This is a genomic window from Acetobacter orleanensis (assembly GCF_001581005.1).
GTDB lineage: Bacteria > Pseudomonadota > Alphaproteobacteria > Acetobacterales > Acetobacteraceae > Acetobacter > Acetobacter orleanensis.
Genome location: NZ_LHZV01000063.1, coordinates 84694 through 110336, shown reverse-complemented (window position 1 = coordinate 110336; position 25643 = coordinate 84694). Strand labels below are relative to the sequence as shown.

18 protein-coding genes are annotated in these 25643 nt (G+C 60.2%); 8 read left to right on the top strand and 10 right to left on the bottom strand.

What is annotated here, in order from left to right; genetic code table 11:
- Positions 1-106 precede the first annotated feature (106 nt).
- The 5 genes from ileS to AD949_RS08900 all read left to right on the top strand — a co-directional run bounded on the left by ileS (position 107) and on the right by AD949_RS08900 (position 7884).
- Complete coding sequence (gene ileS / locus AD949_RS08920; RefSeq protein ID WP_048835174.1) at positions 107-3031, top strand: isoleucine--tRNA ligase; 2925 nt, start codon at positions 107-109, stop codon at positions 3029-3031.
- An 11-nt stretch (positions 3032-3042) separates the two neighbouring features.
- A complete protein-coding gene (gene lspA / locus AD949_RS08915; RefSeq protein WP_048835299.1) occupies positions 3043-3528 on the top strand; it encodes a signal peptidase II in 486 nt (161 codons plus the stop codon).
- Between the two features lie 56 nt (positions 3529-3584).
- The gene (locus AD949_RS08910) at positions 3585-4115 is read left to right on the top strand and encodes a DUF3035 domain-containing protein (protein WP_048835175.1); all 531 of its coding nucleotides are present in this window, start codon (positions 3585-3587) and stop codon (positions 4113-4115) included.
- A gap of 15 nt (positions 4116-4130) precedes the next feature.
- Positions 4131-6239: a DNA mismatch repair endonuclease MutL gene (mutL, locus tag AD949_RS08905; protein ID WP_048835176.1), complete on the top strand. Its 2109-nt coding sequence runs from the start codon at positions 4131-4133 to the stop codon at positions 6237-6239.
- Between the two features lie 127 nt (positions 6240-6366).
- On the top strand, positions 6367-7884 hold the full coding sequence (locus tag AD949_RS08900) for a complex I subunit 4 family protein (RefSeq protein WP_048835177.1): 1518 nt from the start codon (positions 6367-6369) through the stop codon (positions 7882-7884).
- Between the two features lie 504 nt (positions 7885-8388).
- On the opposite strand, the gene AD949_RS08895 is transcribed toward AD949_RS08900, so the two are convergent.
- Positions 8389-9327 carry an AraC family transcriptional regulator gene (locus AD949_RS08895; protein WP_244463293.1) on the bottom strand — a complete coding sequence of 313 codons (939 nt, stop codon included), beginning with the start codon at positions 9325-9327 and terminating at the stop codon, positions 8389-8391.
- A gap of 56 nt (positions 9328-9383) precedes the next feature.
- Here AD949_RS08895 and AD949_RS08890 point away from each other — a divergent pair, with 56 nt between their 5' ends.
- Positions 9384-10082 carry an O-methyltransferase gene (locus AD949_RS08890; RefSeq protein ID WP_048835178.1) on the top strand — a complete coding sequence of 233 codons (699 nt, stop codon included), beginning with the start codon at positions 9384-9386 and terminating at the stop codon, positions 10080-10082.
- A 374-nt stretch (positions 10083-10456) separates the two neighbouring features.
- On the opposite strand, the gene AD949_RS08885 is transcribed toward AD949_RS08890, so the two are convergent.
- The 3 genes from AD949_RS08885 to AD949_RS08875 all read right to left on the bottom strand — a co-directional run bounded on the left by AD949_RS08885 (position 10457) and on the right by AD949_RS08875 (position 14091).
- Positions 10457-11359 carry an EamA family transporter gene (locus tag AD949_RS08885; protein WP_048835179.1) on the bottom strand — a complete coding sequence of 301 codons (903 nt, stop codon included), beginning with the start codon at positions 11357-11359 and terminating at the stop codon, positions 10457-10459.
- Between the two features lie 61 nt (positions 11360-11420).
- Positions 11421-13445, bottom strand: coding sequence for a DNA topoisomerase IV subunit B (gene parE, locus AD949_RS08880; protein WP_048835180.1), 2025 nt, complete (start codon positions 13443-13445; stop codon positions 11421-11423).
- 109 nt (positions 13446-13554) lie between these two features.
- The gene (locus AD949_RS08875) at positions 13555-14091 is read right to left on the bottom strand and encodes a hypothetical protein (RefSeq protein WP_048835181.1); all 537 of its coding nucleotides are present in this window, start codon (positions 14089-14091) and stop codon (positions 13555-13557) included.
- Positions 14092-14565: 474 nt separating this feature from the next.
- On the opposite strand from AD949_RS08875, the gene AD949_RS08870 reads away from it, so the two are divergent.
- Complete coding sequence (locus tag AD949_RS08870) at positions 14566-15117, top strand: hypothetical protein (protein WP_048835182.1); 552 nt, start codon at positions 14566-14568, stop codon at positions 15115-15117.
- 208 nt (positions 15118-15325) lie between these two features.
- Here AD949_RS08870 and AD949_RS08865 read toward each other — a convergent pair whose 3' ends face one another.
- Positions 15326-15775 carry an RrF2 family transcriptional regulator gene (locus AD949_RS08865; protein WP_048835183.1) on the bottom strand — a complete coding sequence of 150 codons (450 nt, stop codon included), beginning with the start codon at positions 15773-15775 and terminating at the stop codon, positions 15326-15328.
- 153 nt (positions 15776-15928) lie between these two features.
- Between AD949_RS08865 and cysK the strand changes: the two genes are divergently transcribed.
- On the top strand, positions 15929-16915 hold the full coding sequence (gene cysK, locus AD949_RS08860) for a cysteine synthase A (RefSeq protein WP_048835184.1): 987 nt from the start codon (positions 15929-15931) through the stop codon (positions 16913-16915).
- Between the two features lie 106 nt (positions 16916-17021).
- Here cysK and AD949_RS08855 read toward each other — a convergent pair whose 3' ends face one another.
- The 5 genes from AD949_RS08855 to topA form a co-directional block, all read right to left on the bottom strand.
- Entirely contained in the window at positions 17022-18173 is a 1152-nt protein-coding gene (locus AD949_RS08855; RefSeq protein ID WP_048835185.1) for an OmpA family protein, read from the bottom strand.
- A gap of 200 nt (positions 18174-18373) precedes the next feature.
- Positions 18374-18712, bottom strand: coding sequence for a DUF1491 family protein (locus AD949_RS08850; RefSeq protein ID WP_048835187.1), 339 nt, complete (start codon positions 18710-18712; stop codon positions 18374-18376).
- Positions 18709-20595: a S41 family peptidase gene (locus AD949_RS08845; RefSeq protein WP_082064622.1), complete on the bottom strand. Its 1887-nt coding sequence runs from the start codon at positions 20593-20595 to the stop codon at positions 18709-18711. Before AD949_RS08845 ends, AD949_RS08850 begins: the two co-directional genes overlap by 4 nt.
- Positions 20585-22885, bottom strand: a complete 2301-nt coding sequence (locus tag AD949_RS08840) for a ribonuclease R family protein (protein ID WP_048835188.1) — start codon at positions 22883-22885, stop codon at positions 20585-20587. The genes AD949_RS08845 and AD949_RS08840 overlap by 11 nt, the downstream gene beginning before the upstream one ends.
- A gap of 3 nt (positions 22886-22888) precedes the next feature.
- Positions 22889-25630, bottom strand: coding sequence for a type I DNA topoisomerase (gene topA / locus AD949_RS08835; protein ID WP_048835189.1), 2742 nt, complete (start codon positions 25628-25630; stop codon positions 22889-22891).
- Positions 25631-25643: the final 13 nt, after the last annotated feature.

The following is a 25643-nucleotide window of genomic DNA, read 5'->3' as shown; positions in this document are numbered from 1 at the left end:
TTGACCCTGCGGGCTGGCGCTTGGATAACGGATACCCCTGCGGGTCTGCCAGTCTGGCGGGCCTGTTCTTGTGCTGAACCCGAACCAGAGTGACACCTGCCGTTCCATGTCTAAATCCAGCAGCAGTGATTCAGAAACAAGCGCTAATGCCGATCTGTATCGCGATACCGTCTTTCTGCCCCGCACGTCCTTCCCCATGCGTGGCAATCTGCCCAAGCGGGAGCCGGACTGGCTTGCCCGGTGGGCCGAGATTGGGCTGGATGCGCAGATAAAGCAGCAGGCGGAAGGCCGCCCGGCGTTTACGCTGCATGATGGCCCACCCTATGCCAATGGTCATCTGCACATTGGTCACGCTCTGAACAAGATCAATAAGGATGTCATCAACCGCGCCCATCGCATGTCTGGCTATGCCGTGCGGTATGTGCCGGGCTGGGACTGCCACGGTCTGCCGATTGAGTGGAAGGTGGAAGAGGAATACCGCAAGGCTAAACGGGACAAGGATTCCGTGCCTGTGCTGGAATTCCGTGCGGAATGTCGGGCCTATGCGGCCAAATGGCTGGCCGTGCAGATGGAGGAATTCAAGCGTCTGGGCGTGCAGGCCGAATGGGCCAACCGCTACGCGACGATGGATTTCTCTTCCGAATCCGCCATTGTGGGTGAGATCGGGCGTTTTCTGCTGAATGGTGGCCTGTATCGTGGTCTGCGCCCGGTGATGTGGAGCCCGGTTGAAAAAACCGCTCTGGCCGAAGCCGAAATTGAATATCACGACCACAAATCCACAACCATTCTGGTGGCTTTCCCGATTGTGAAAGACCCCACGCCCGCGCAGGCGCTCAAGGATGTGTCCGTGGTGATCTGGACCACCACGCCGTGGACCATCCCCGGTAACCGCGCGCTGGCCTATGGGGCGGAGATTACCTACGTGGTGCTGCGCGTGGATGAAACGCGGGAGGGCGCGCTGCTGGAGCCGGGAGCCAAGGTTCTGGTGGCCGAAGCTCTGGTGGAAAACTTCTGCAAGGAAGCGCACATTTCCGCGCATCATATCCTCTACACCCTGCCGGGTGAGGCGCTGGAAGGGGCTGTCTGCGCGCATCCGCTGCGTGGCGCGGGCTATGATTATGATGTGCCGATGCTGCCGGGTGATTTTGTCACGACCGAAGCAGGCACCGGCCTTGTGCACATGGCCCCGGCCCATGGTGAAGATGACTTCCGCCTGTGCAAATCCTTCGGCGTTGAAGTGCCGGAAACCGTGCAGGATGACGGCACTTATGCCCCATGGGTTCCGGGTTTTGCCGGTGTGCATGTGTTCAAGGCGGCAGACCCGGTCTGCGCCGCGCTGACAGCCGTGATGGAGCAGGCCAACACCGCAGGCACGGCCCCTGCTGGTCTGGTGGCGCGTGGCGAGCTTGTCCATTCCTACCCGCACTCTTGGCGCTCCCGCGCGCCTGTCATCTACCGGGCGACGCCACAATGGTTCATCCGGATGGATGGCGAATCCGCGCTCCGCCAGAAGGCGCTGGACGCGCTGGATGATGTGACGTTTGTGCCCGCACAGGCCCGCAACCGCCTGACCTCCATGATCGAAAACCGCCCGGACTGGTGCATCAGCCGCCAGCGCGCATGGGGCGTGCCGATTGCCGTGTTTGTTGAAAAACGCACGGGCGAAGTCCTGCGGGATGCGGAGGTGATGCAACGCGTGGTGGATATCTTCCGTGAGGAAGGGGCGGACGCCTGGTACAGCTCTCCAGCCTCCCGCTTCCTCGGCGCGGATCGCAACGTGGATGACTACGAGCAGGTGTTCGACATTGTCGATGTCTGGTTTGAAAGTGGCTCCACCCATTCCTTCGTGCTCGGCCAGCCCGGCCTGTCTTTCCCGGCGGACTTGTATCTGGAAGGCTCTGACCAGCATCGCGGCTGGTTCCAGTCTTCCCTGCTGGAAAGCGTGGGCACACGCGGGATTTCCCCGTTCAAAGCGGTGGTGACCAATGGGTTCGTGCTGGATGAGCACGGACGCAAAATGTCCAAATCTCTGGGCAACGTGATTGCCCCGCAGGAAGTGAATGATGAGCTGGGCGCGGATATTCTGCGCCTGTGGGTCATGAATTCCGACACCAATGAAGATCTGCGGATTGGCAAGGAAATTCTCAAACAGCAGGGCGAACTTTATCGCCGCCTGCGCAACACGCTGCGCTGGTTGCTGGGTGCGTTGGATGGCTTTGCGGAGGAAGAGGCGCTGCCGTATGACCAGCTTCCCGAACTGGAACGCTGGGTGCTGCACCGCCTGACTGATCTGGGCGGCCTGATGGCCCGTGCGGTGGAAACACATGAGTGGGTTGGGGTCTATCCGGCCCTGCATGGTTTCTGCACAACCGATCTATCCGCGTTCTACTTCGATATTCGTAAAGACACGCTCTATTGCGATGCACCATCCAGCCTGACGCGTCGCGCCGCGCGGACGGTGCTGGACCATCTGCATCGCTGCCTGACCACATGGCTCGCCCCCGTTCTGGTCTTTACGGCGGAAGAAGCATGGACGGCCCGCTTCGGGGATGCGGAGAGTGTGCACATGCAGGCTTTCCCGGACCTCCCGGCGGAATGGAGCAATCCGGAGTTGGATGAACGCTGGACGCGCCTGCGCGCCGTGCGTCGTATCATCACCACGGAAATTGAGGGTGCGCGGCGGGATGGCACGGTCGGGTCCTCCCTTCAGGCGCAGGTTGAACTCACGCTTTCAGAGGCGGAAGCAGGTGAGTTTGCCGGGGTGAACTGGAGCGAACTCGCCATTGTCTCCCACGTCGATGTGCTGATCGTCCCGCAGAGTGGCTCGGTTTATGGCGAGAGCGAGCAGGGAGGCATCTTGCATGGCGCCCCGGTTGTGCGTCCGGCTGAGGGTGAAAAATGCGCCCGCTGTTGGAAAGTCCTGCCGGAAACCGGAACTCGTGCCGGTGCGCCGGGCCTGTGCCTGCGTTGTGCCGATGTGGTGGCGGAGCGGGAACAGCAGATAATGACAGCCGCGCAGGAGGGAGCGTGAGCACACCGCTTATGCGCAGACCTTTCAGCATCGGTTTTCTGGTGCTGATGCTGTCCCTCTCGGCGGACCAGTTGAGCAAATACTGGATTTTATATGGGCTGGACTTGCCGGACCGTGTGTCCGTCAAGGTGCTCCCATTTCTGAATTTTACCATGGTCTGGAATCATGCCGTCACGTTCGGCATGTTTGGCGGGTTGGGTAATGCCGGGCGCGTTCTGTTTTCCGTCATCGCGCTCAGCGTGGCCTGTGGCCTGCTGGTGTGGATGGCCAGAACGCCCAGTAAGCTGACAGCCGCCTGCGTGGGTGCCATTACCGGCGGGGCCATTGGAAATGTCATTGACCGGGTGCGCTATGGCGCGGTGGTCGATTTTATTCATGCACATGCTTTTGGTTGGTCATGGTATGTGTTTAATGTGGCTGACTCTGCTATTGTATGTGCAGTCTGTGTTCTGGTGTTGCAGAGTGTCTTTTCAGACCGTCAGCAGCAGGCATCGTGAGTTATAAAGCAACCTGTCATCCCGGCAGGTTGGGCAGGAAGGATATAAGACAGAAGATGGCGCGCCGTGTCTCGACACTGATTTCTCCGCTGCTTCTTGTTGGTGGCTGCGTAATGCTGACCGGATGTACCGGGTCTGAAGCGGCCCGTGCGTTCGGGCTGGAACGCAGTATGCCGGATGAATATACCGTCACCACCCGTGCGCCGCTGTCCATGCCGCCCATGGATGCGCTGGCCAAACCCGTGAGCGGCGCAGATCGCCCGCAGGATGAAAGTGAACGCCTGCAGGCGCTGGAAACACTTTCTCCAGATGTGGCCCTGCGCGGCACGAACGGGGACACCAGCGGTGCCCAAACCATTCTGGTGAACGAAGCAGCGGAAGCGTCCGATGCCCCGGATGAAGGTGAACTGGGAGAAGCTGGGTCCGGCTTTGTCAGCCAGTTGATGTTCTGGAAAGGTGGCAAGGCGGGCTCCGCTGTGGATGCAGACGCGGAAAACCGCCGCCTGAAGTCCAATGCCGCTCTGGGTAATAAGCCCACCAAGGGCGTGACGCCCACCGTTCATCCCAAAAAATCCGGCCTGTTCTGAGGCTGAGGTCTGACCATGTCGGACCCGGTCTCATCCTCGGCTGAACACTCCGGCATTCTACCGCTGCGGCCCACGCTGCGGCGGTTGCCGGAAGTGTTGGTCAACCGCATTGCCGCGGGTGAGGTGATTGAGCGCCCGGCCGCCGCCCTGAAGGAACTGGTGGAAAACGCCATTGATGCCGGGGCGAAGCGGCTGGATGTCAGCCTGCGAAATGGCGGGATTGACCAGATTATTGTGACAGATGACGGGAACGGCATGTTCCCGGAGGAACTCACATTGGCGGTTGAACGCCATTGCACGTCCAAGTTGCAGGACGAATCCCTTGTGCATATCCGCACCCTTGGTTTCCGGGGGGAGGCGTTGCCATCCATCGGGGCTGCGGCGCGGCTGAGCATAACCTCCCGCCCACGTGGGGAAAGTGGGGCATGGAAAATCCGTGTGGAAGGCGGCAAGGTTTTTCCGCCCGAACCCAGCGCGGGCGCGCCCGGCACCAGCGTGGTGGTGGAAGACCTGTTTTTTGCCACTCCGGCGCGGCGCAAATTTCTTAAAAGTGCGCGGGTTGAAGGTGGCCATGCGGAAAGCGTTATCCGGCGCTTGGCCTTGGCGGTGCCGGACACGGCCTTCCGCTTCAGTTTAGATGACCGTGTGGTGTTTGACCTGCCCGCGCAGGACATGGCGGCGCGGGCTGCGGCCCTGCTTGGCGCGAATGAGGCTGATGGTTTTCTGAGCATTCATGGCGAGCGGGACGGCATGACTCTGTCCGGCTTTGCCTGTGGCCCGTCCGTGCATCGCGCTACGGCGGCGGGGCAGTTTATGCTGGTTAATGGTCGCCCGGTGGTGGACCCGGTGCTGAAAACCGCCGTGCGCGTCGCCTATCGGCGGGTAATTGAACACGGACGGCACCCGGTCGTGGCGCTGATGCTCACCATCCCGCCTGACCGCGTGGACGTAAATGTGCATCCGGCTAAAACGGAACTCCGCTTTGCGGATGAAGCCTCAGTCCGTTCTTTAGTAATTGGCACGCTCGGGCGCGCTCTGGAGGCAGGGGCCGGGATAGTGGGTGTGCGGCCCTCCTTTTCCGCCGTCAGGCCGGGACGAATCTGGTATCCGCCGGAAAACACACAGCAACAGTCTGGCCTATTAACGCCCGGCCAGCGTTCTACAACGTCGCCTGCTCAAAGCAGTTTCGCCGAACCCCGGCTCGGGTTGGGCGATACGCCCTCCGCCCGTATGCTGCCGCCTCTGCCGACAGGGAGCTTATCTGATGGGCAGGATTCCGGTTTTGACGAGGCCGGAGCCGGACTTGGCACCGGACTGGGAGGCTCAGCTTATCCGCAGCAGGACTATCAGCGTACGGCGGCTGGCGGCGCTGCGCAGGGCAGGCTGTTAACCGAATCGGGAACAGGATTCGCCGGACAAAATGACGGTGGGGATGCCGGATGGGAGGCTCGGGCCGTCAGCTTTGCGGAGTCGCACCCCGGTCAGTCAGGGGCGTCCGTTCCACATCCCGCTGGGCAGATTGCGGCGCATCCGCTAGGGGCGGCGGTCGCGCAGGTGCTGGATACCTACATTATTGCCGTGGCGGCCGATGGTAGTCTTGTGCTGGTGGACCAGCATGCCGCGCATGAGCGGCTGACGCATGAGCGACTACGGGAGCAGTTTCTGAGCGGCAGCGTGCGGGGGCAGCGGTTGCTGGTGCCGGACGTGATTGAACTGGCGCGTGGGCAAGTGGAATTGCTGCTCAGCCGACAGGAGATGCTGGCCAGACTAGGGATTGAACTGGAAGCTTTTGGCGGCACTGCGGTGCTGGTGCGCGCTTTGCCCGCCATGCTCAACAGCACGGACGCTCTTGGTCTGTTGCGGGATCTGGCGGAAGAGCTGGAAGCGGATGATGCCGGTGCGCCGGATGAAATGCCCTCGCTGGATGGGCGGCTGGACGCGGTGATTGCCCGCATGGCCTGCCACGGCAGCATTCGCGCGGGGCGACGGCTGACGCGGGAGGAAATGGACGCCCTGCTGCGGCAGATGGAAGCCACGCCACGGGCTGGCACCTGCTCCCACGGGCGGCCAACATGGCTGAAACTCAGCAAAAATGATCTTGAAAAACTCTTCAGCCGACGCTGAGAAAGTGCCGGTTTTCATGGCACGTGCGTGTCTGCTCTGCTGAACGTGAACAGAACTTCTCTGGTTTCTCTTTTTAAAAGGGGGCAGAGTCCGGGCGAAGTCATGCAATCCGGATGGTAAAAACACCGTGCCTCATGCTCTGTTGTCTCTGATAACCTATCTTCCTCTCGCCGGTGCGCTGGTAGCGTGGCTGTTTTGCCGAGGAGGAGCGGCGCAGGATATTTTAGCCCGCCGTATAGGCATAGGCACAAGTCTGGCCGTGCTGGCTCTGAGCGTTGCGCTGTGGTGCGGCTTTAATCCCGCAACGCCGGGCCTCCAGTTTGAAACCCGGCTGGGCTGGGTGTCGGACGCCGGGATTTCGTACCATACCGGGGTGGATGGCATCTCGCTGGTCTTTATTCTGCTGACAGCGTTTCTCACACCACTGGCCATGGCAACGGGTGCTCGGAGCATCCGCACGCAGGGGCGTGAGTTTGTTGCTGCCATGCTGCTGCTTGAAACAGCATTGTTTGGCCTGTTTTCAGCGCAGGACCTGCTGCTGTTTTATGTGTTTTATGAAGCAACGCTGATCCCCGCCAGTTTGATGATCGGCATCTGGGGTGGCCCCAAACGGGCGTGGGCCTCCTTGCAGTTTTTCCTGTTCACGTTCGGCGGCTCGCTGTTCATGCTCATCGCGCTTATCGTGATGTGGCAGCAGGCAGGCACCACGGATATTCCGTCCCTCATGCAGGCTGGTTTTTCCCACTCCCTGCAAGGCTGGCTGCTTCTGGCCTTCCTGCTGGCCTTTGGCGTGAAGCTACCGCTCTTTCCGCTGCATGCATGGCTGCCCGATGCGTATTCCGAGGCACCGGCTCCGGCCTCCGCCATGCTCTCCGGCGTGCTGTCCAAAACGGGGGCCTATGGGCTGCTGCGGTTTGGGGTGCTGATGTTCCCGGATGCAGCCCATCTTTTCGCGCCCTATGTGCTGGCGCTGGGTGTTGTGGCGATTCTCTATGCTGCCTTCGTGGCGTTTGCGCAGACGGACATGAAGCGCGTCATCGCTTATTCCTCCTTCTCCCACATGGGCATGATTGCCGTTGGCCTGTTCACGCTGACAGCGGAAGGGATTGATGGCGCTATTTTCCAGATGCTCTCGCATGGTGTGGTGATTGCAGCACTATTCTTCTGTGTCTCCGCCGTGGCTGTGCGGTCAGAAACACAGCAGATTTCAGCCCTTGGCGGCGTGGCGCGGCAGATGCCGGTGCTGGCGGTGCTGACCATGCTGTTCACCATGGCCAATGTTGGCCTGCCCGGTACGGGCTCTTTTGTGGGAGAGTTGCTGGTGCTGATGGGGGCGATCCACGTCTCTTTCTGGGTCGCGCTGCTGGCTGGGGGCACCATGATTATGGGGGCGGTTTATATGCTCTCGCTATATCGCCGGGTGCTGTTTGGCGGCTTGCAGGGCACGGTGCATCTGCTGCGTGATCTCAGCATGGGAGAAATTGCAGTGCTGGCACCATTGGCGCTTGTTACGCTCTGGATGGGTATTCACCCCGGCAGCTTTACCCGCCTGTTTGACCCCGTGGTGATGCAGGCCGTGCATCATGGGGCTACAGCTGCCACGGCGTCTTTGTCCGATGGCACGCTGCATCTGGCCTCCCGTTAAGGTGCAACTGGCGGACTGATAAGAGCGTCCGCCAGCCCATTACGGTGTTCCCGCCAGAAGGCTGAGCGGATAGGGCAGGGGTGGAAAGGGCGCTGTGGCTCAGAGAGAGGGAGGTGAAAGCCTCCTGACTATGAGCATTTATCTGTGACTCCGTCCTTCGTAATCTGAAAATGGTGGCTGGAAAGGAGCAAATGGCTTCTTTGATGTTGAACTCTCTCGCTTGCCAGAGAGGGCTTGGTAACCAGTCTGAAATGCTTTCCCGGACTATAGATTTTGCGCTGTTGCGTCCTGAGATGGCCGAGGTTCTGGCTTGTTCCGATGGGAGTAGGGGCAGTGGGCCGCCGCCGTGCGATCTGATCAGGGTCAGATCGAAAATGTCCGTATCATCTATTCTTTGATTTCTTTACGTTTATAGCAGAATAGGTCCGTCGTCGCTTTTGCTTCGGCCATGACGGGGTGAACGTAACAAGTGCGGTGCGCGTAGAAGAGCATCACACGGCTGCTTCAGGCAGCAGGTTTGCGTTCGGCCATGTAACGGCCGGGCGGCGCACCCAGATTTTTACGGAACATCGTCACGAAGCTACTGGCGCTTTCATAACCCAAAGCATCGGAGACCTGTTGAACTGAGGAACCTGCACCCAGCCACCTGACCGCAAGCATCAGATGGAGTTGCTGACGCCAGCGGCCAAAGCTCATGCCGGTTTCGTGGACGAGAAGACGTGCCAGTGTGCGCTCGCTCATGCCCACGCGCCGTGCCCATGTCTGGATCGTGCCGCGGTCGGCGGGATCATCCATGATCATGTCAACAATCTTGCGTAGCCTAACATCGGTTGGCATCGGCAGATGCAGGTTCCCGACCTGTTGCAGCGCGATTTCATCCAACAGCAAGGTCATCAGGTGCGATTCCATGCCGCCCTCGGCGTAAAGCATGGGGAGGCTTGCGGAACGGACCATCAATTCACGCAGTAGCGGCGTGGTAGACAGGGAGCAACAGGTCAACGGGAGCTTCAGGGCCGCATGCGGATCAATAAAGACGACATAGCATTCGAGCAGACCGGTCGTTGTGAATTTATGCTCGACGCCCCCCGGTACCCAGATGGCGCTTTGCGGCGGCACTATCCAGAAGCCGTTTTCCACTTCGCAGGTCATCACGCCACGCAGCGCCAACAGGAGTTCACCCTTGAGGTGGCGATGGAAATCTATTGCTGGTTGATGGCGGAAATCTGCATCCTGACGGTCAAGGCTTTCCATCACGATACCTGTGGCACCAATGCTCACCACTGGGCGCGGTACGAGGTCCGGGTCGGTCCATTCGAAGGACGGTGAGTGCTCGTTCCAGAGAGGCATGGCGCGGTTCTGATCGTCATCCCGAGAGAATTGGCCATATTTCCATATATTCTGGCCATATTGCCCAATGCTGTCAAACCTGTCCGACCCTACCATGCCTGAAGCGGTAACGGAGTTCTGTTACCGCCCCCCTTTTCGGAGCAGGCGATATCATGGATTCATTGAGCACGGGACGCGTTGCCCAAACCTTGCAACGGGTTTTTCAAGAAGCAGAACAGGCGGATCGGGCCTTGATGGCGCAGTTCGAGAACGCAGAAAATCTCGAACAACTAATGGCTGAGAGCGTCGCCGAGCATCGCGAGCAGGAGTGTCGCGATGTCCGCAGTTTCTATCATGGCTACGTCAATAACTACCTTAACGTAGAGCCAGCATATGGCCGCTTTCTTTATCAGTGCGCACGGGCACGTCAGGCGACACGCATCGTCGAGTTCGGCACGTCGATGGGCGTCTCCACCCTGTATCTGGCCGCAGCCCTGCGCGACATGGGGGGTGGCCATCTGATCGGCACCGAACTGGAGCCCGACAAGGCCGCGCGTGCCCGCGCCAATCTGGAAGAGGCGGGGCTGGCCGATCTGGTCGAAATCCGTGTGGGCGATGCACGGGAAACACTTGCCGATGTTGGAGGGGAGGTGGATCTGGTATTGCTCGATGGCGCGTTCAGCCTCTATCTGCCGGTGCTGAAGCTATTGGAGCCTCATCTGAAGTCCGGCACCCCGATCCTTGGGGAAAATGCCTTTGACTATGACAACGAATATCTGACCTATGTGCGCAATCCCATGAACGGTTATCTCTCGCAACCGATCCCGATCAGCGCATGCCGGGGCAACGAGTTCACCGTGTTCACGCGATGACTAGGTCCTACGTCTGGGAGGTGTCGGCCATCTGATAATCCGGGCGACTGGGCGGGGCGCTCTGTTTCACGAGGTCATGAAACGCGCAGGTGCCACTGCTGTAGTGTTTCCTGCCGTGGCGCATGAGTGCCCCCGCTTAAATAGCGTTACGGAAGACTATTGCAAAAATTGCGGATGACCAGTGGGGCGTGCCCGTTTGCGCCTGACCGCATGGTCTGGTTTCCGCGATGCCACCCGCAGCATCGGGGCTGTAAAGCCCGCGGTTCAGTCATAAAAATGCCTGCAATCCTTGGCTCTGAGCTTTCGGATCAGCTTTTTAAAGAAGGATGTCAGATTGCCCCGATCCTGAACGCTCTGAGGCGATGGCTGGTGTTTTACTGGGGTAACTCAGGCAGTTCGTTCGGTGGACCCTTTTTGCCCGGCGTCAGCACCGTTCCAGCAGATGCCACCACAATGCATAGAATGCCGACCATGCGTAGCGGGGAGAGGGTTTCGTGCAGCAGCAGGATGCCCGCGCAGGCTGCGCAGACGGGTTCCAGACTATACAGCACACCCAGATCTCGCGCGGAGAGCCGGTGCATGGCCTGCATTTCCAGTGCGTAAGGCAGCGCGGAGGAGCAGAACGCCACTAGCACAGCCATCCCTAGCAGAAGCGGGTGATGCAGTCCGGTCACGAAGGCCGGGGTGAAGCAGGGCAGGAACAAAATAGCCGCGCTGCACAGCAGACCCAGAGCGCAGGCGTGGCCGGGGGCGAGTTTCCCCGTCATCCGTTTACCAAAAATAATATAGAGCGCCCAGCAGATGGCTGCGCCAATGGCATAGGCCACACCCAGCATATCGGGGAGTGCCGCTGTATCTGGCCGCAACAACAGGGCTAAACCGAGCACTGTCAACGCAACCCAGCCAATATCCGCCAGCCTGCGGGAGCCGATAAAGGCCAGAAAGAGGGGGCCGGTAAATTCAATGGCGACCGTCATGCCCAGCGGGATGCGTTCCAGCGCCAGATAGAAGCACAGGTTCATCCCGGCAATTGCAATGCCGTAGGGCAGCACCAGCCGTATCGTGCGGCGTGAGAGGACATGCCAGCTTCGGAAGAACAGGACCAGCACGATCGCGGCAAACGCCGTGCGCAGGCCGACCATGCCCACGGCCCCGAAGAGCGGGAACAGGGACTTGGCCATGGAGGAACCGAACTGAAGGCAGATTATGCCGCCGACCAGTTGGGTGAGCGCCAGCAGACGCTCCCTGAGGGCGGTGTTGGGAAGGGAAGCCGCCATGCTCAGACCTGCTCAGAAGTCCGGAGCATGCCGAACGTGATGTTAGAAAAAGGCGGCTGAATCATACATCCAGCAATTCGCCAACAGATTGCGCGTGTTCCTGAATGAACGCAAAGCGCAGTTCCGGCTTGCGGCCCATCAGACTTTCCACCCGTTCCCGCGTGGCCAGACGGTCTTCCGGCGGGGCCACCACGCGCAACAATGTGCGGCGTTTGGGGTCCATGGTGGTTTCTTTCAGGTCACCCGGCGGCATTTCGCCCAAGCCTTTAAAGCGGGAGACATCAATTTTGCCACGCGCCTTGAAAGCCGTTTTCATTTTCCGCTCGCGGTCAGCATCATCCATTGCATAAACGGAGTGTGCGCCCTGCGTCAGTCGATAAAGTGGGGGCTGGGCCAGATAGAGATGCCCGTTGCGGATCAATTCCGGCAGTTCCCTGTAGAAAAACGTCATCAGCAGGGAGGCGATATGTGCACCGTCCACGTCAGCATCGGTCATGATGATGACGCGGCCATAGCGTAGCTTGCTCAGATCAAACCGATCGCCTGAACCGCAGCCGAGGGCTTCAATCAGATCCCGCAATTCCTGATTGGCGCGGAGTTTTTCCGTGGTGGCGCTGGCCACGTTCAGGATTTTACCGCGCAGGGGCAGGACAGCCTGTGTCTCACGATTGCGGGCCTGCTTGGCGGAGCCACCGGCGGAGTCACCCTCCACCAGAAAAATTTCGGTCTCTTCCGCCCGTTCCCGCGTGCAGTCTGTCAGCTTACCCGGCAGGCGCAGGCGGCGCGTTGCACTTTTGCGCGGTGTGTCTTTCTGCTCACGCCGGCGCAGGCGTTCTTCCGCGCGCTCAATCACAAAACTGAGCAGGGCATCAGCCTGAGGCGGGTTTTGCGCAAGCCAGTGGTCAAACCGGTCCCGCAGGGCGGTTTCCACCAGTTTGCTGGCTTCGGCGGAGGTCAGCTTTTCCTTGGTCTGGCCCTGAAATTGCGGGTCACGGATAAAAACAGACAGTTTGGCGGCAATCGTGCCCAGCACGTCTTCGGCTGTAACAGACGCGGCTTTTTTATTGGACCGCTGCTCCCCCCATGCGCGCAGGCCTTTGACCAGCGCGTTCCGGAATCCCGTCTCATGCGTGCCGCCCTGCGGGGTGGGGATGGTGTTGCAGTAGGAGGCAAGGGCTGCCGTACCGCTTTCCAGAAAAGCGACGGCCCATTCCACCCGGCCATTATCCGTGCCATCGGCGGCCGGCGGAAGGCTGGCATCTCCATCCCAGAGCGGGGTGAGCAACGGGGCGGAGGCCCCCAGCTCGTCCGTCAGGCTGTCAGCCAGCCCGCCGGGAAAGTGCAGCGTGGCTTCCGTCGGGGTTTCATCGCCCGCTTTGATCAGGGACGGGTCACATGACCAGCGAATGGTCACGCCCCGGAACAGGAACGCCTTGGAGCGGCACAGCTTATACAGCCGGGACGGCACAAATACATGGGAACCGAAAATGAGGGTGTCCGGCTGGAAAGTAATTTGCGTTCCGCGCCGGTTTTGCGTGGGGCCTACTTTTTCCAGTGGCGTGACGGGTTTGCCGCGCTCATAGGCCTGTCGCCAGATGGCGCGGTCTCGCGCAATTTCCACATCCATGCGGGAGGACAGGGCGTTCACTACGGAAGACCCGACTCCATGCAGACCGCCGGACGTGGCGTAGGCCTTGCCGGAGAATTTACCGCCAGCGTGGAGGGTGGTGAGGATGACTTCCAGCGCCGAGCGGTCCGGAAAACGCGGATGCGCGTCCACGGGGATGCCGCGCCCGTTGTCCCGGATGGTCAGGCGATTATCCGGGTCCAGCCGCACATCAATGGCGGAGGCGTGGCCAGCCACGGCTTCGTCCATGGCGTTATCCAGCACCTCGGCGGCGAGGTGATGCAACGCTGCCTCATCCGTGCCGCCAATATACATGCCGGGGCGACGGCGCACAGGTTCAAGCCCTTCCAGAACCTCAATGGCGCTGGCGTCATAGGCTTGGGGGCTGGTGTCCGCTTTGGTCGCAGTTTTCCCTGCAGGCTTGCGGGAAGGCGGGGGCGGAGAAAACAGGTCGCTCATGGATAAGGTCTGTCCCGCTTTGTCGCTGATTCGTCAAGCAGGCCTGAACAAAAGGTGGACGGATGGCCGGGCCTGAAACGCGACGCCACCCGCCGGAATGCTGTGACGATTAAGCGCGGTGTGCTGTTTTTGCCTTTGTCGTACGGCGCGCAGGGCGAGACGGACGGGAAGAGGCGGCAGGAGCTGCACAGGTTTCAAAAGAGGCAGGCTGGGTCACGTCTTTGGCATCTGTGTAGTTGGCCAGATCTTCAGAGCTTTCCAGCGCGCTGACTTCATCAAACATGGCAAGACGCTGCATGCAGAAAATGGTGCCGGACTGGAGGCCTTTTTCAGACTGAATGTTGGCGAGCTGCGTGATGTAGTCATCATGCTCGCGCTGGGCGCTACGGCCATAGGTGGTGCGGAAGTAGGAGTTGAGCTTCTGCTCTTCGTTCAGCAGCGTGGAGCGGAATTTGCCCACGAACGCGTTGTAACGGTCCTGCGCGTTGCAGGAGAGAGCTGTCACCATCAGCTCGCTTTTTAGAGCCTGAATGTTGAATGCTTCATGCGCCGGGGAATGGCCGCACGGGGTGGCGGCTAACGTGACAGTGCTGTGCAGCACACCAAAAGCAACGGCACCAGCGGCAAGAAAACGGGAAAAAGACATGCGGGTCCTCCGATACATGCTGGAGCGGGCGTGCCTCTTCATAGCAAGGTCTCCCCGGCAGGCTCAGCGTATAAAACGGTTTCTACAAGGTTTGATGAACGAAATAGCGTATTCAGCAGAGAAAGATAGAAGTATTTTTTCATACCGCGTCTTAGCATTTCCGGATGCAGGAAACTCGTTGTTGCGAGTGGGCCGGCACACACGAAGGACACAGTCTGCTCTTCCAAACCGTTAATTTCGGGCAAAATAATGTTTCTTGTGAATAGGCCAGCCAGAAACTGAAACAGAAAAGCCCGCGTTGCCCTGCGGGAGAGGGATATGAGTTACCCCCTTTCTTCCTTCTGCCGTATGCTCTAAAGGCAGAGACGAATCATGTGGCACAGCGGGAGATGGGCATAAATTTGCCTGATTTGCCCGCATACGGTGCGCAGAAGGTTCATGTACTGAATAATAATAGTGAAGCGGAGCTGTCGAGTGCGCTTACGAGGAATTGCCGTTCTGGCGCTAACTGGTGGTATGCTTGCCGGCTGTGCAACTACAGGTGGCCCAGTTATTACCGGGTCTCCTAACCCGTTCGGGTATATGAAGAAATCAGCGGTCTGCCAGACCACACCGCTGAAAAAGGCCGCTGATGGCAGCCTGAGCACCACGATGACGGTGCGTTCAGACGATGGCCTGTGTGACCTGAAGGTCTCTAAGGATTCTGGTAAGGCCTACACCTCTTTCGGTGTCTCTCCGTCACCAGAGCATGGGAAAGCCTTCCTGTATAATCTGGATAACGACACCCATGTGACCTACACGCCCACCATGGGCTACGCTGGTCAGGATACGTTTACGGCCATTCTGGTGCCCGCACCCGGTGAAAAGCGTGTCCGCCTGACGGTAACGGCACAGGTTGACGCGACAGGCGTTGTGCTGCCCAAGGCTCCGGCTCCGGTTGAAAGCAAAACGGACGCCACGAAAACAACAGGCTCCAAAGGCAAGAAGGCCGTCACGCGCCGTCGTGTTGTGAGCCACAAGAAATAAGCCTCAAACAAGAAAGCCTCACAGTCGCGGATGACGCCATCGTGTAAACGGTGGCGTTATTCTTTCTGAGTGTCTCTACAAAAACGCGCTGCCACCAGTTTGCTGGTGCAGCGCGTTTTTTGTTCAACATCCCGGCCGGCCAGATTGACCAGACCCGCAACAGCCAGCCTGCTACAGGTCTGTCCACCACAGGTTAGCTCTCATCTGGTCAGATTGAGAAAGTAATCGGCTCACTCAGCGGGCGTTTAAGGCCGCAGTTCTCGGTTTTTTTAACCAGATCATCCAGCGTGGTCTTTTTCATCTGTGCTGTGAGCTCTTTATCAAATTGCTTCCAGCACGGCTCTATCACCTTGTTGAATAGCGGGCCTTGCGGACCATCCTCCCCGTTACCGTCATCCTGCGTGACAGCATTGATGATGTCTACCAGAGAGATATCCCGGCGGGGACGACCCAGACGATACCCGCCACGCGGCCCACGGATGCTCTCTAGCAGGCCTGTGCGTGAGAGAGCCTGAAGCAGAGGCTCAATGCCACGCCGTGCCAGAGCGGAGCGTTCTGCAATATCCGCAGCACTAACCGTGCCGGAGCGGCCCGCATGAAATGCCACATCCAGCATGATGAGAACGGCTGTCATGGCTCTGTCCCGACGCAAAATCATGAGTCTGGTTTCCTTTCACACCAAGAAAAGGCCGATCGGCCGTTAAACATGAATAATGGTGAGATATAGCAGGCGTTCTTCTGTTTATCTACGTTGATAATTCGTATTATACAAAGAGCAACGAGAAAGAAGACACTCAGAAAAGGGACGTTCATGGCAAGTTCGGATAAATCCGGCGGGAGTTACGGTTTTGCTGCTCCGCGCGGCAAAGTGTACGACTCGGTTGTCGATCTGGTGGGTGGAACGCCTCTGGTGGCTCTTCCCCATCTGTCGCGAGAGGAAGAGCTGCAATGCCGGCTCCTGCTCAAGCTGGAATTTTTCAATCCGCTAGGCTCTGTTAAGGACCGGATTGGCGCGGCCATGGTGCTGCAAGCGGAGCGGGAAGGGCGCATTACCCCCGGCCGCACGGTGCTGGTGGAGCCCACATCCGGCAATACTGGTATTTCGCTGGCGTTTGTCGCTGCGGCGCGAGGCTACCGGCTGATTGTAACCATGCCCGAAGGTGCCTCCATTGAGCGGCGGCGGATGCTGCGCCTGATGGACGCACAGGTGGAACTTACCCCGGCCCGTTTGGGAATGGCCGGAGCCATTGCCCGTGCGAATGAGATTTTGCAGGAAACGCCGGACGCATGGATGCCGGACCAGTTTGATAATCCGGCCAACCCGGCTGTCCATGCTGCCACCACGGCAGAAGAAATCTGGGTGGATACGGACGGCACGGTAGATGCAGTTATTGCGGGGGTGGGCACAGGGGGCACCGCGACGGGTATTGCTGAAGCTCTGAAGCCGCGCCGCAAAGGTTTACAGGTATTTGGGGTTGAGCCGACAGAAAGCGCCATTCTGAATGGCGACGAACCCGGCCCGCATGGCATTCAGGGCATTGGCCCCGGTTTCTGTCCGGCGACACTCAACACGAAACTGCTGGATGGGGTCATTACCGTTTCCGAGCGTGAGGCGATTGCCTCTGCCCGCCGCTGTGCGCGGCTGGACGGTGTGCCTGTGGGGATTTCTTCCGGCGCGGCCCTGCATGCGGCCCTTCAGGTGGCGAAGAAGCCAACCTCTAAAGGCAAGACGATTGTTGTTATCGCACCGTCTTTTGCAGAACGGTATTTGTCCACGTCCTTATTTTCAGGGTTATAAAAAGGGTTTAAAAAAGCCGCTCCGGCATTGCGCTAGAGCGGCTTTTTTTGGGTTTAGAACCCTTCATTACCCCTCTGTTTGAGAGGGGCGTAAGACACCGACGGTCTTAGCGGAAAATGATTTCCACACGACGGTTCTGGGGTTCTTTGGTGTTCGGGCCGGTTTTAACCAGCGGGTTTTCTTCACCGTAGCCGTGAATGTCGATGGTCGCGCCGGGTACGCCATCCCGCACCAGTTCGGCTTTCACAATCTCTGCACGACGGAGGGACAGCTTCATATTATAGGCCTCACCGCGCTTCTGGCCGGGGAAAGCGGAGGAGTTATCCGTGTAACCAGACACGAGAATGCGAGTCAGGCTGGTGTGCGCGGTGGCTTGCGCAGCAACCGCCACAATGGAGCGTGCCCTGTTGGACAGTTCAGACTTGTCCCAATCAAAAAACACCAGATAGCTACGCGCTGGCTGCGGGGCCGGGGCTGCTGTGGGTTCTGGTATTGCGGGGGGAGGGGGCGGTGCGGGATTGAACTCATACCGCAGGCCCAGCATCAGGGAATGGTTGAAGTCTGTTTTGGTGTCCCGGTTGCCGGTGGCAAAGCTGTATGGCTTGGACTGGTTGGCGCCCCCAATGGTGCCCCACGCGGAAGACCCATGAGACTGCGGGCCAAGCATGGTCCAGAAGCGGTATTCCGCCGTGAAGGACAGTCCCACCACCCACGGCGTGGGGAAGGCGACACCAAAAATGCCCTGATAGGCAAAATTGCCAAACGTGCCACCGACATGCTGGGAAAGCTGGTTCCCCGGTGCCGTGATGGAGGTGTTCAGCGCCGTCCAGCCATAGCCGACACCCGCGCCAAAATACGGAAAGATGAACGGGTTGCCCACATCCATGTCAAACAGGGCGTTAGCCATCACGCCGTAGGTCTGGCGGCGGCCATCGGCGCGGCTGCTGAGGGAGTTGGTTACAAACCGCTGATAGGTCTGGTTGCGGTAGTCGCCTTCCACTTCCACACGGAACCCGTTGCCCAGACCGTAACCGATAGACCCGATTCCGGTCGCACCGGTGCGCCAGCGGTCACGCCCGTCAGGGAACATGTTGGAGGTGCGGACGCGCTGGTCCTGATTGAAGGTAGCACCGCCCTCACCTGCAATATACAGACCTTGAACAGGCTGAGCCATGGCAGGCGCGGCACACAGCAGGAAACCTGCCACCAACGGTGCAGAAAGCAGTGATTGCGCGAGGAGGCCTTGGCGCAGCGTCATGTTCTTCTCCCTGCTGTGGCACTGTTTCCGCAGTGGCCGGGCATTGTGGTCTTGGTGCTCGTGGCACATATGCCTGCCTTCTTTGCTGTAAACTGGCGTTCTGCGCAACTGCTTGTGGAAACAGTTTTCAAAAACACCCCGATTTTAGAGGTAATCAATGTGTCAGGCGTGTGACATAAGTCACACAGCGTTAAGTCTTATCAGAGCAGCGTTGCTTCAAACGGAGGTCTGAAGTCCGGGGCTTCCACTTCCAGAACCCACAAATCCGGGTCGTAGCGGAGTTGCCGGTCAAGATAGGTCTGTGTTTTTTCCGCACTAAGCGGTGTGTCCCCAGAGCTTTTCAGCCATGCGGCATCTCCTGCCGCGGTACGGGTCTGGCTGAGCACCACGGCCTTATCTTCCCGCCCCAGTAGAACAACCAGAATGCCCCCGGCATCGGCATCACCCCGCTTGAGTAGCATGGCGGACCGCCCATCCTGCCCGCATTGGCGGAGCAGGGCGCGGGCAACAATGTCAGAACGCAGGCGGGGTGTCGTCATTCATGCGTGGCCGGGCCGGGGGAGGCGGAATCATCCGGCATGGCGGCAATGGCGGTTTTGTACCCTTTCGGGTTTTCCAGCAGGGCGCGGGCAGCGTCCAGATCCCGATCACTCCCGAGTGCCGCCGGACAGGCTTTGCGGATGGCCAGAATGCGTGACACCGGTAGCGGGAAACGGGCAAGGCGAGACGCCTCGACCGCAGGCTGATTGTCTAGTTTGCCCGCAGCAAGGTCATGCATCTGGCGCGTTATCTCGGCTTCGCCAAGGCTGGTGCAGACCTGCGGCATAACGCCCAGCCCCTGAAGCGGCCAGTGGAGGGGGGCAATCACGCGGCTCCATGTCACAAACAGTTCGCCTTCATCCGGCAACTGCGCCACGGTCTGCACCAGTCCTTTGCCAAGGGTTGAACTGCCAATAACCACCGCCCGACGATGGTCCGCCAGAGCTGCGGCGAGGATTTCCGCCGCACTGGCCGTGCGCCCGTCCACCAGAATGGCAATGGGCAGGCCTTTGGTCATGTCCCCACCCTGCACAGCCCAGATATGGTTGGCCTGCTGGTCGCGCCCGTCGGTCACGGCGGCTACGCCGCGGTCCAGCAGCAGTGCTGCTGCGGTTACCGCCTGTTGCAGCACGCCGCCCCGGTTGCCGCGCAGGTCTATAATCAGCCCTTTCAGGTTCGGGTCCTGCGTGGCTTGGTCGAGATACTGGCTCATTTCTTCCGCTGTATCGGAAGAAAAGGAGGTAACGCGCAGCACCACGAGCGGGCCGCTGGCAAAAGCGAAAACGGTTTCCGGCGGCACCTTGGCGCGGCGCAGCACAATGGTATGCCCGCGCCGGTTGCCCGGAGAGAGCAGGCGCAGGGTGACGCGAGAGTCTTCCTCGCCCCGCAGCCAGCCGGTTACGGTTTCTACCGACTGCCCGGCTGTCAGCCTGTTATTTACCGCCAGCACCTTGTCTCCCGGGTCCACCGTGGCGGTCCATGCCGGTCCGTTGGCGTTGACAGCGGAGATGACGATATCCCGCCCCTTGCGCGTCAGGCTAACGCCAGCATCAGCCTCTCCCCCCACGCGGGCCTGACGGTCCGTTGTGGCGGAGGAAGGGCCGATATAGCGGGAATAGGGGTCTAGGTGATTGAACAATTCATCAAAGAACGCCTGCACCAGATCTTCCCGGCTCGCACTCCCTACAGAGGTGGAATGGGCGCGGGCTGCGGAAATGAAGTCCACGGCCAGCTTCGCCCATTGTTCCACATTGTCGGCAGTCGGAGCGGGTTGGGCGAGCAGGGTGGTCTGCCCGGTCAGCAGGCGGATGTCAGCGCCGCGTGTATCGAGGGTGAGCATCGGGTCGAGCGCCGTCAGGCACCCAAGACCCCATAGCGTAAACTCCCGGCTGGTATGGGCTTCCAGCGTACGCGGGGCGAGAAATTCCAGAGCCGTGGCAATCACGGAGCGCACCAACGCCATATCGACGACGGGTTTGTCCGGCTCCACGGCCTCTGGTGCTTCAGCCGTGTTTGCCGGAGGAGCGCTGGGTGTCGCGCTGCCTGTCGCACTGGAGGATGCACTAGGGGGTGCATTGGGAGGCTCGCTGGGGGGCGCACTGGCGGTTGAACTGGCGGTTGAACTGGCAGTTGCATTGGTGGGCACGCTGGGGGCCGCTTCGGCTTGGGGCACCGTGGCTTTGGCCGGGCTGGCGTGCGCTGCGTCTAGTGGGGCAGAGTCCGGCGGGGCAGAAGGCAGCTTGTCTGGTTCGGACGCAGGCGCGCTGCCCTGTGCATACAGAGGTAGCGGCTGATAGATCAGCAGGGTTGCGATCAAAATGCAGGGGAGTGCACGGCGCAACGGGCTGGGAAGAAGCAAGCGGCGAGCCGTACTAGCTGTCATGGCATACGGAAGCCAGAGCCAGTGTACCCTGTGCTGGATGGGTGGCGGTCAGGACAACAGGCAGCACGTCGCCGTTCAGGAAACGGGTTCCTGAACTGAAGTCTGAGCGCGTGAGTAACGAGTCGTCATGCATCCCTGAGTCATCCGGCAAGGCAAGAAAGGAAAGGAAAGACGGAGTTCCTGTTTTCGTCAATGTCACGGCAAGGCCAGACCGGGTTGCAGTGGTGATGTGTGTTTCCAGAGTCTGCCCGATGAACGGGGTCAGAAAAATGGCAGCAAGTCTGTCCTGACAAGCCTGAACGGCGGAAGTGGCTCTGCGTTCCGTCATCTGGAGATGTTCGGCGAGGGCGGGCAGGTCTGCTCTGTCTGGCTGGTGGGAGGCTGTATTGCGTGCAGTGCGGTCAAGGAGAGCAAGTAGCGCGCGGTGCGTGACAAGGTCCGCATAGCGGCGGATCGGGCTGGTGAAATGCGTGTAGCGTGCCAGCGCCAGACCGTGATGCTGTCCCGGCGTTGCACTGTAACGTGCTTGCATGCGTGCGGGCGGTTGGGAATGGCTCGTCCGCTCTGCGGACGGGGCGGGTGGTGCGGGGTGTACACGGAACAGCCCCGGTGCAGTGTGGCGCACAAGCTCTTCCGCGGCAAAGCGGTTGGCGGCGATCATGAAGGCCGCCACAAGATCATGCGCGGGCAGGCGTTCACGGAGTTTGAAGTCTGCTGGCTGTCCGGTGGCATCAAGCGTGACGTGATAGTCTTCTTCCGGCAGGGTCAGCACGCCGCGGGCAGCGGCGTCTGCTTGCAACGCCGCTGCGGCCGCCTGTAACGTCGGGATCAGGTCTGGCGGGAGAGTCGAGAGGTTGGCCGTGCCACCTTCAGAGAAACCGGACGGGCTCGCCGATACCTGCGCCGCTATCGCTGTTTTGGGTTCAAGTGCTCGCTGCACATCCTGATAGGTCAACCGTGCGGCGCTGCGCATGATCCCCCGGCCCAGCGTGCCGGAACGAGTCTGCCCCGTAGGGGTGATGGTGAGTTCAACAAATACGCACAGCCGGTCTTCCTGCGGTTTGAGCGAGCAAACCCCAGCCGAAAGAGCCAATGGCAGCATAGGCACCACGCGGCCCGGCAGATAGACAGAGTTGCCTCGTTTTCTGGCTTCAATATCCAGTGCCGAGCCGGGGGTGACGTAATGCGCGACATCCGCGATGGCGATCATCAGGCGGAAGCCGTCCGATGTTCGTTCCGCCCAGATGGCGTCATCAAAATCCTGCGCGCTGGCATCATCAATAGTGACAAGGGGGAGAGCGCGCAGGTCCGTTCGCCCGTCCAGCGGGTCATCCGTGGCGTTGCCCATGGTGGCCGGGTGTGAAGGGGGCCGGGCGACGCGTTGTGCCTCGGCTTCTACCTCTGGCGGGAACTCTGCGGGGATGTCGTGGGTCAACAGGCTTAAGGTGGCGGGCATGCCTGCTGCTGTGGCGGGCCCCAGAATAGTGCGGATCCGCGCACAGGGAGCGTGATGGCTATCCCGTGCGGGAAGAAGGTCCGCCAGCACGATTTCCCCCGCTACAGGGTGCTTGGTGAGGGAAGCCAGCGCGGGATGTGAGGGGGCGGACTCCAAAGGGAATTGCGGAGGGATGGCATCCAGAGCGCTTTCTGGTGCGCTCGCCGGTGAATTAATGTGTCCGTTTTCTGGTGCATTCTCTGGTGCGGTGTCCTCTGGCGTGGTGCCCGCTGGTACGGTGTCCGGCCCGTCCCGCGATGCGGGTAAGTCGGGCACGATGTCCAGCGCCCGCGTGAGCCTGCGGTCACAGGGGAGCAGCCTGTCCGGGTTGGTCTGAAAAACAGCGGCAATCTGGCGCGGGGCGGTGGAGACGAGACGGATTGGCCGCCCTTCCCGCCGGGTACGGCCGGTGGCGGGGCGGAGGCGAAGGATCACCTCATCACCGGGGATAAGCAGGCTGCCGTCCAGATGCGACGTGACGAGTGCCACGCTGCTGCCATACGGGTCATCGGGCAGGTGGGCCAGAGGCAAGCCGTCATGCCTCATGCGTGTGATGATGGCGCGGGCGGTCTCCGGCAGGCCGGTCACACCTTTCAGTCTGCCCGGCGGCAGGAGCGCGAGATCTCCCGCGACGGCCATGGCGTGCAGATGCGTCCGCAAAGCGGCTTTTAGATGCGCGGGTAAACCAAAGGCCCGAAGAATATCGGGCGGGGAAATGGGGGTGCGGTCTGCTTCCAGAAAAGTCCGGAGGGCCGCAGAGTCAGGCAGAGTTGCGGCCCCCGATCTTTTCTGCACGGGTTAGTCCGCCTTTTTCTTTCGGGCGGCGGGCTTTTTGGCGGGAGCCTCAGCGCCGTCTTCCGTCGTGCTTTTTTTGGCTGCCGTTTTACGGGTAGTCGTTTTCTTGGCGGCTGCCGTGGTCTTGGTCGCAGTCTTTTTCGGTGCCGCTTTTGGCTTGGGTTCTGCCTTGCTTGCGGTCTTTTTTGTAGCCGTTTTGGCGGTGGCCTTCTTTTTGGCAGCACCCCCCTTGGCTTTCAGGGGTTTGCCTTTTTCAGCCAGCAGGGCCACGGCCTCATCCAGCGTGACCTCGTTCATATCCGCGCCACGCGGCAGGGTGGCGACCAGATTGCCATGCTGCGCATAAGGGCCAAAGCGGCCTTTGCGGATCGTGACAGGTTCGCCATCCTTGGGGTGCGCGCCCATAGCGCGGATGGAGGCCATTTTTTTAGCCAGCGCATCCACAGCGCGGTTCAGGCCGATGGTCAGAACATCATCGTCCTTGTCCAGAGAGCCGAAGATCCCGCCCATTTTCACGTAAGGGCCGAAGCGGCCCAGACCGGCTTCAATCGGTTCCCCGCTTTCCGGGTGCAGGCCGACAAGGCGGGGCAGGGACAGCAGACCAACCGCCTGATCCAGTGTAATGGCCTCGCCATCCATTCCTTTGGGGAGGGAGGCGCGTTTCGGCTTGGCTTTCTTGTCCGCCGGGTCCGGCTCGCCCTGCTGTACATACAGGCCATAAGGCCCCTGACGCACGGTGATGTCCTCACCCGTATCGGGGTGCTGGCCCAGCACACGCATACCGTCTTTCAGCGCAGCGCCTTCCCCTTCTTCCGCACTTTCGGAAGAGAGGCGGCGGGTGAAGGAACATTCCGGGTAATTGGAGCAGCCAATAAAGGCGCCGTAACGGCCCAATTTGAGGCCGAGGCGGCCCGTGCCGCAGGCTGTGCAGTGGCGCGGGTCGGACCCATCCTCACGCGGCGGGAAGAAGAACGGACCGAGATCCTTATCGAGTGCGTTCAGCACATCGGTAATGGTCAGATCCTTGGTGTCCGCCACAGCTTTGGAAAAAGCGGACCAGAAGTTGGCCAGCACATGCTTCCATTCGGCCCGGCCATCGGAAATATCGTCCAGCAGTTCTTCAAGGCTGGCGGTGAACGTGGTGTCCACATACTTCTCAAAGAAGGACACAAGGAACGCCGTGACCAGCCGCCCGCGTGCTTCGGGGATGAAGCGGCGGTTTTCCAGCGTGACGTAGTTGCGGTCCCGCAGCACGGTCAGGATGGAGGCGTAGGTGGAAGGGCGGCCAATGCCGATTTCTTCCATTTTTTTGACCAGCGAGGCTTCCGAAAAGCGCGGCGGCGGCTGGGTGAAGTGCTGGTCCGCCGAAACGCTTTCACGCTTGAGCGGGTCCTTTTCCTTCATGGGCGGCAGCATGCGGGACTCGTCATCCGCAGGCTTGTCGCTATCGTCCCGGCCTTCCGTATAAAGACGCAGGAAGCCGTCAAACGTGATGATGGAGCCGTTGGCGCGCAGCACGGTCTGGCCGGAGGGACCCGCAATATCCACGGCAACCTGATCAAGGGCAGCGGATTCCATCTGGCTGGCAACGGCCCGCTTCCAGATCAATTCATAGAGGCGGCGCTGTTCCGGCGTGAGGTGGGAGGCGACGGAAGAGGGGGTGCGGGAAACATCCGTCGGGCGGATGGCTTCATGCGCTTCCTGCGCGTTCTTGGCTTTGGAGCTGTAAAAGCGCGGCTGGGCGGGCACATAGTCCCCACCAATATGCTGGCCGATATGGTCCCGGATGGCGAACATGGCTTCCTTGGCCATCTGCACACCGTCTGTTCGCATATAGGTAATGAGGCCCACGGTCTCCCCGCCAACATCAATGCCTTCATACAGTTGCTGGGCGGTGCGCATGGTGACTTGTGCGCCCATGCCCAATTTGCGGGAGGCTTCCTGTTGTAGGGTGGAGGTGGTGAAAGGCGGCTGCGGGTTGCGGCGCACCTTGCGGCGTTCGACAGACTGAACGGCGAGGGTTTCCGCTTCCACGGCCTTTTTGGCGGCGGTGGCAAGCTCCTCGTTGTTCAGATCGAACTGGTCGAGCTTCTTGCCATTCAGATGTGTGAGGCGGGCGGTAAACGGCGCGCCAGACGGAGTGGCGAGGGCCGCCTGCACCGTCCAGTATTCACGCGGTTTGAAGACTTCAATTTCGGCTTCCCGCTCACAGATCAGCCGCAGGGCGACGGACTGCACACGGCCCGCGCTGCGGGAGCCGGGCAGTTTGCGCCACAGAACGGGGGAGAGAGTAAAGCCGACCAGATAATCCAGCGCGCGGCGGGCTAGATACGCCTCGATCAGCGGCATATCGAGGTCACGCGGGTGCGCCATGGCGGTCTTGATGGCGCTTTTGGTGATCTCGTTAAAGGTGACGCGCTGAACGTCTACACCCTTCAGCGCCTTTTTCTCTTCCAGCATGGCGCGGACATGCCATGAAATCGCTTCGCCCTCACGGTCCGGGTCAGTCGCGAGATAGAGGGTTTTAGCGCCTTTTAAGGCTTTGATAATGGCGGCAACCTGTTTGTTGCCTCGCTCATCGGCCTGCCAAGACATGGCAAAATCTTCATCCGGGCGCACGGAGCCATCTTTGGGCGGCAGATCGCGCACATGCCCGAAGGAGGCCAGAACCGTGTAGCCATTACCCAGATATTTGTTGATCGTTTTCGCTTTTGCGGGCGATTCGACCACCACAACGTCAGTCATACTCTCTCCGACC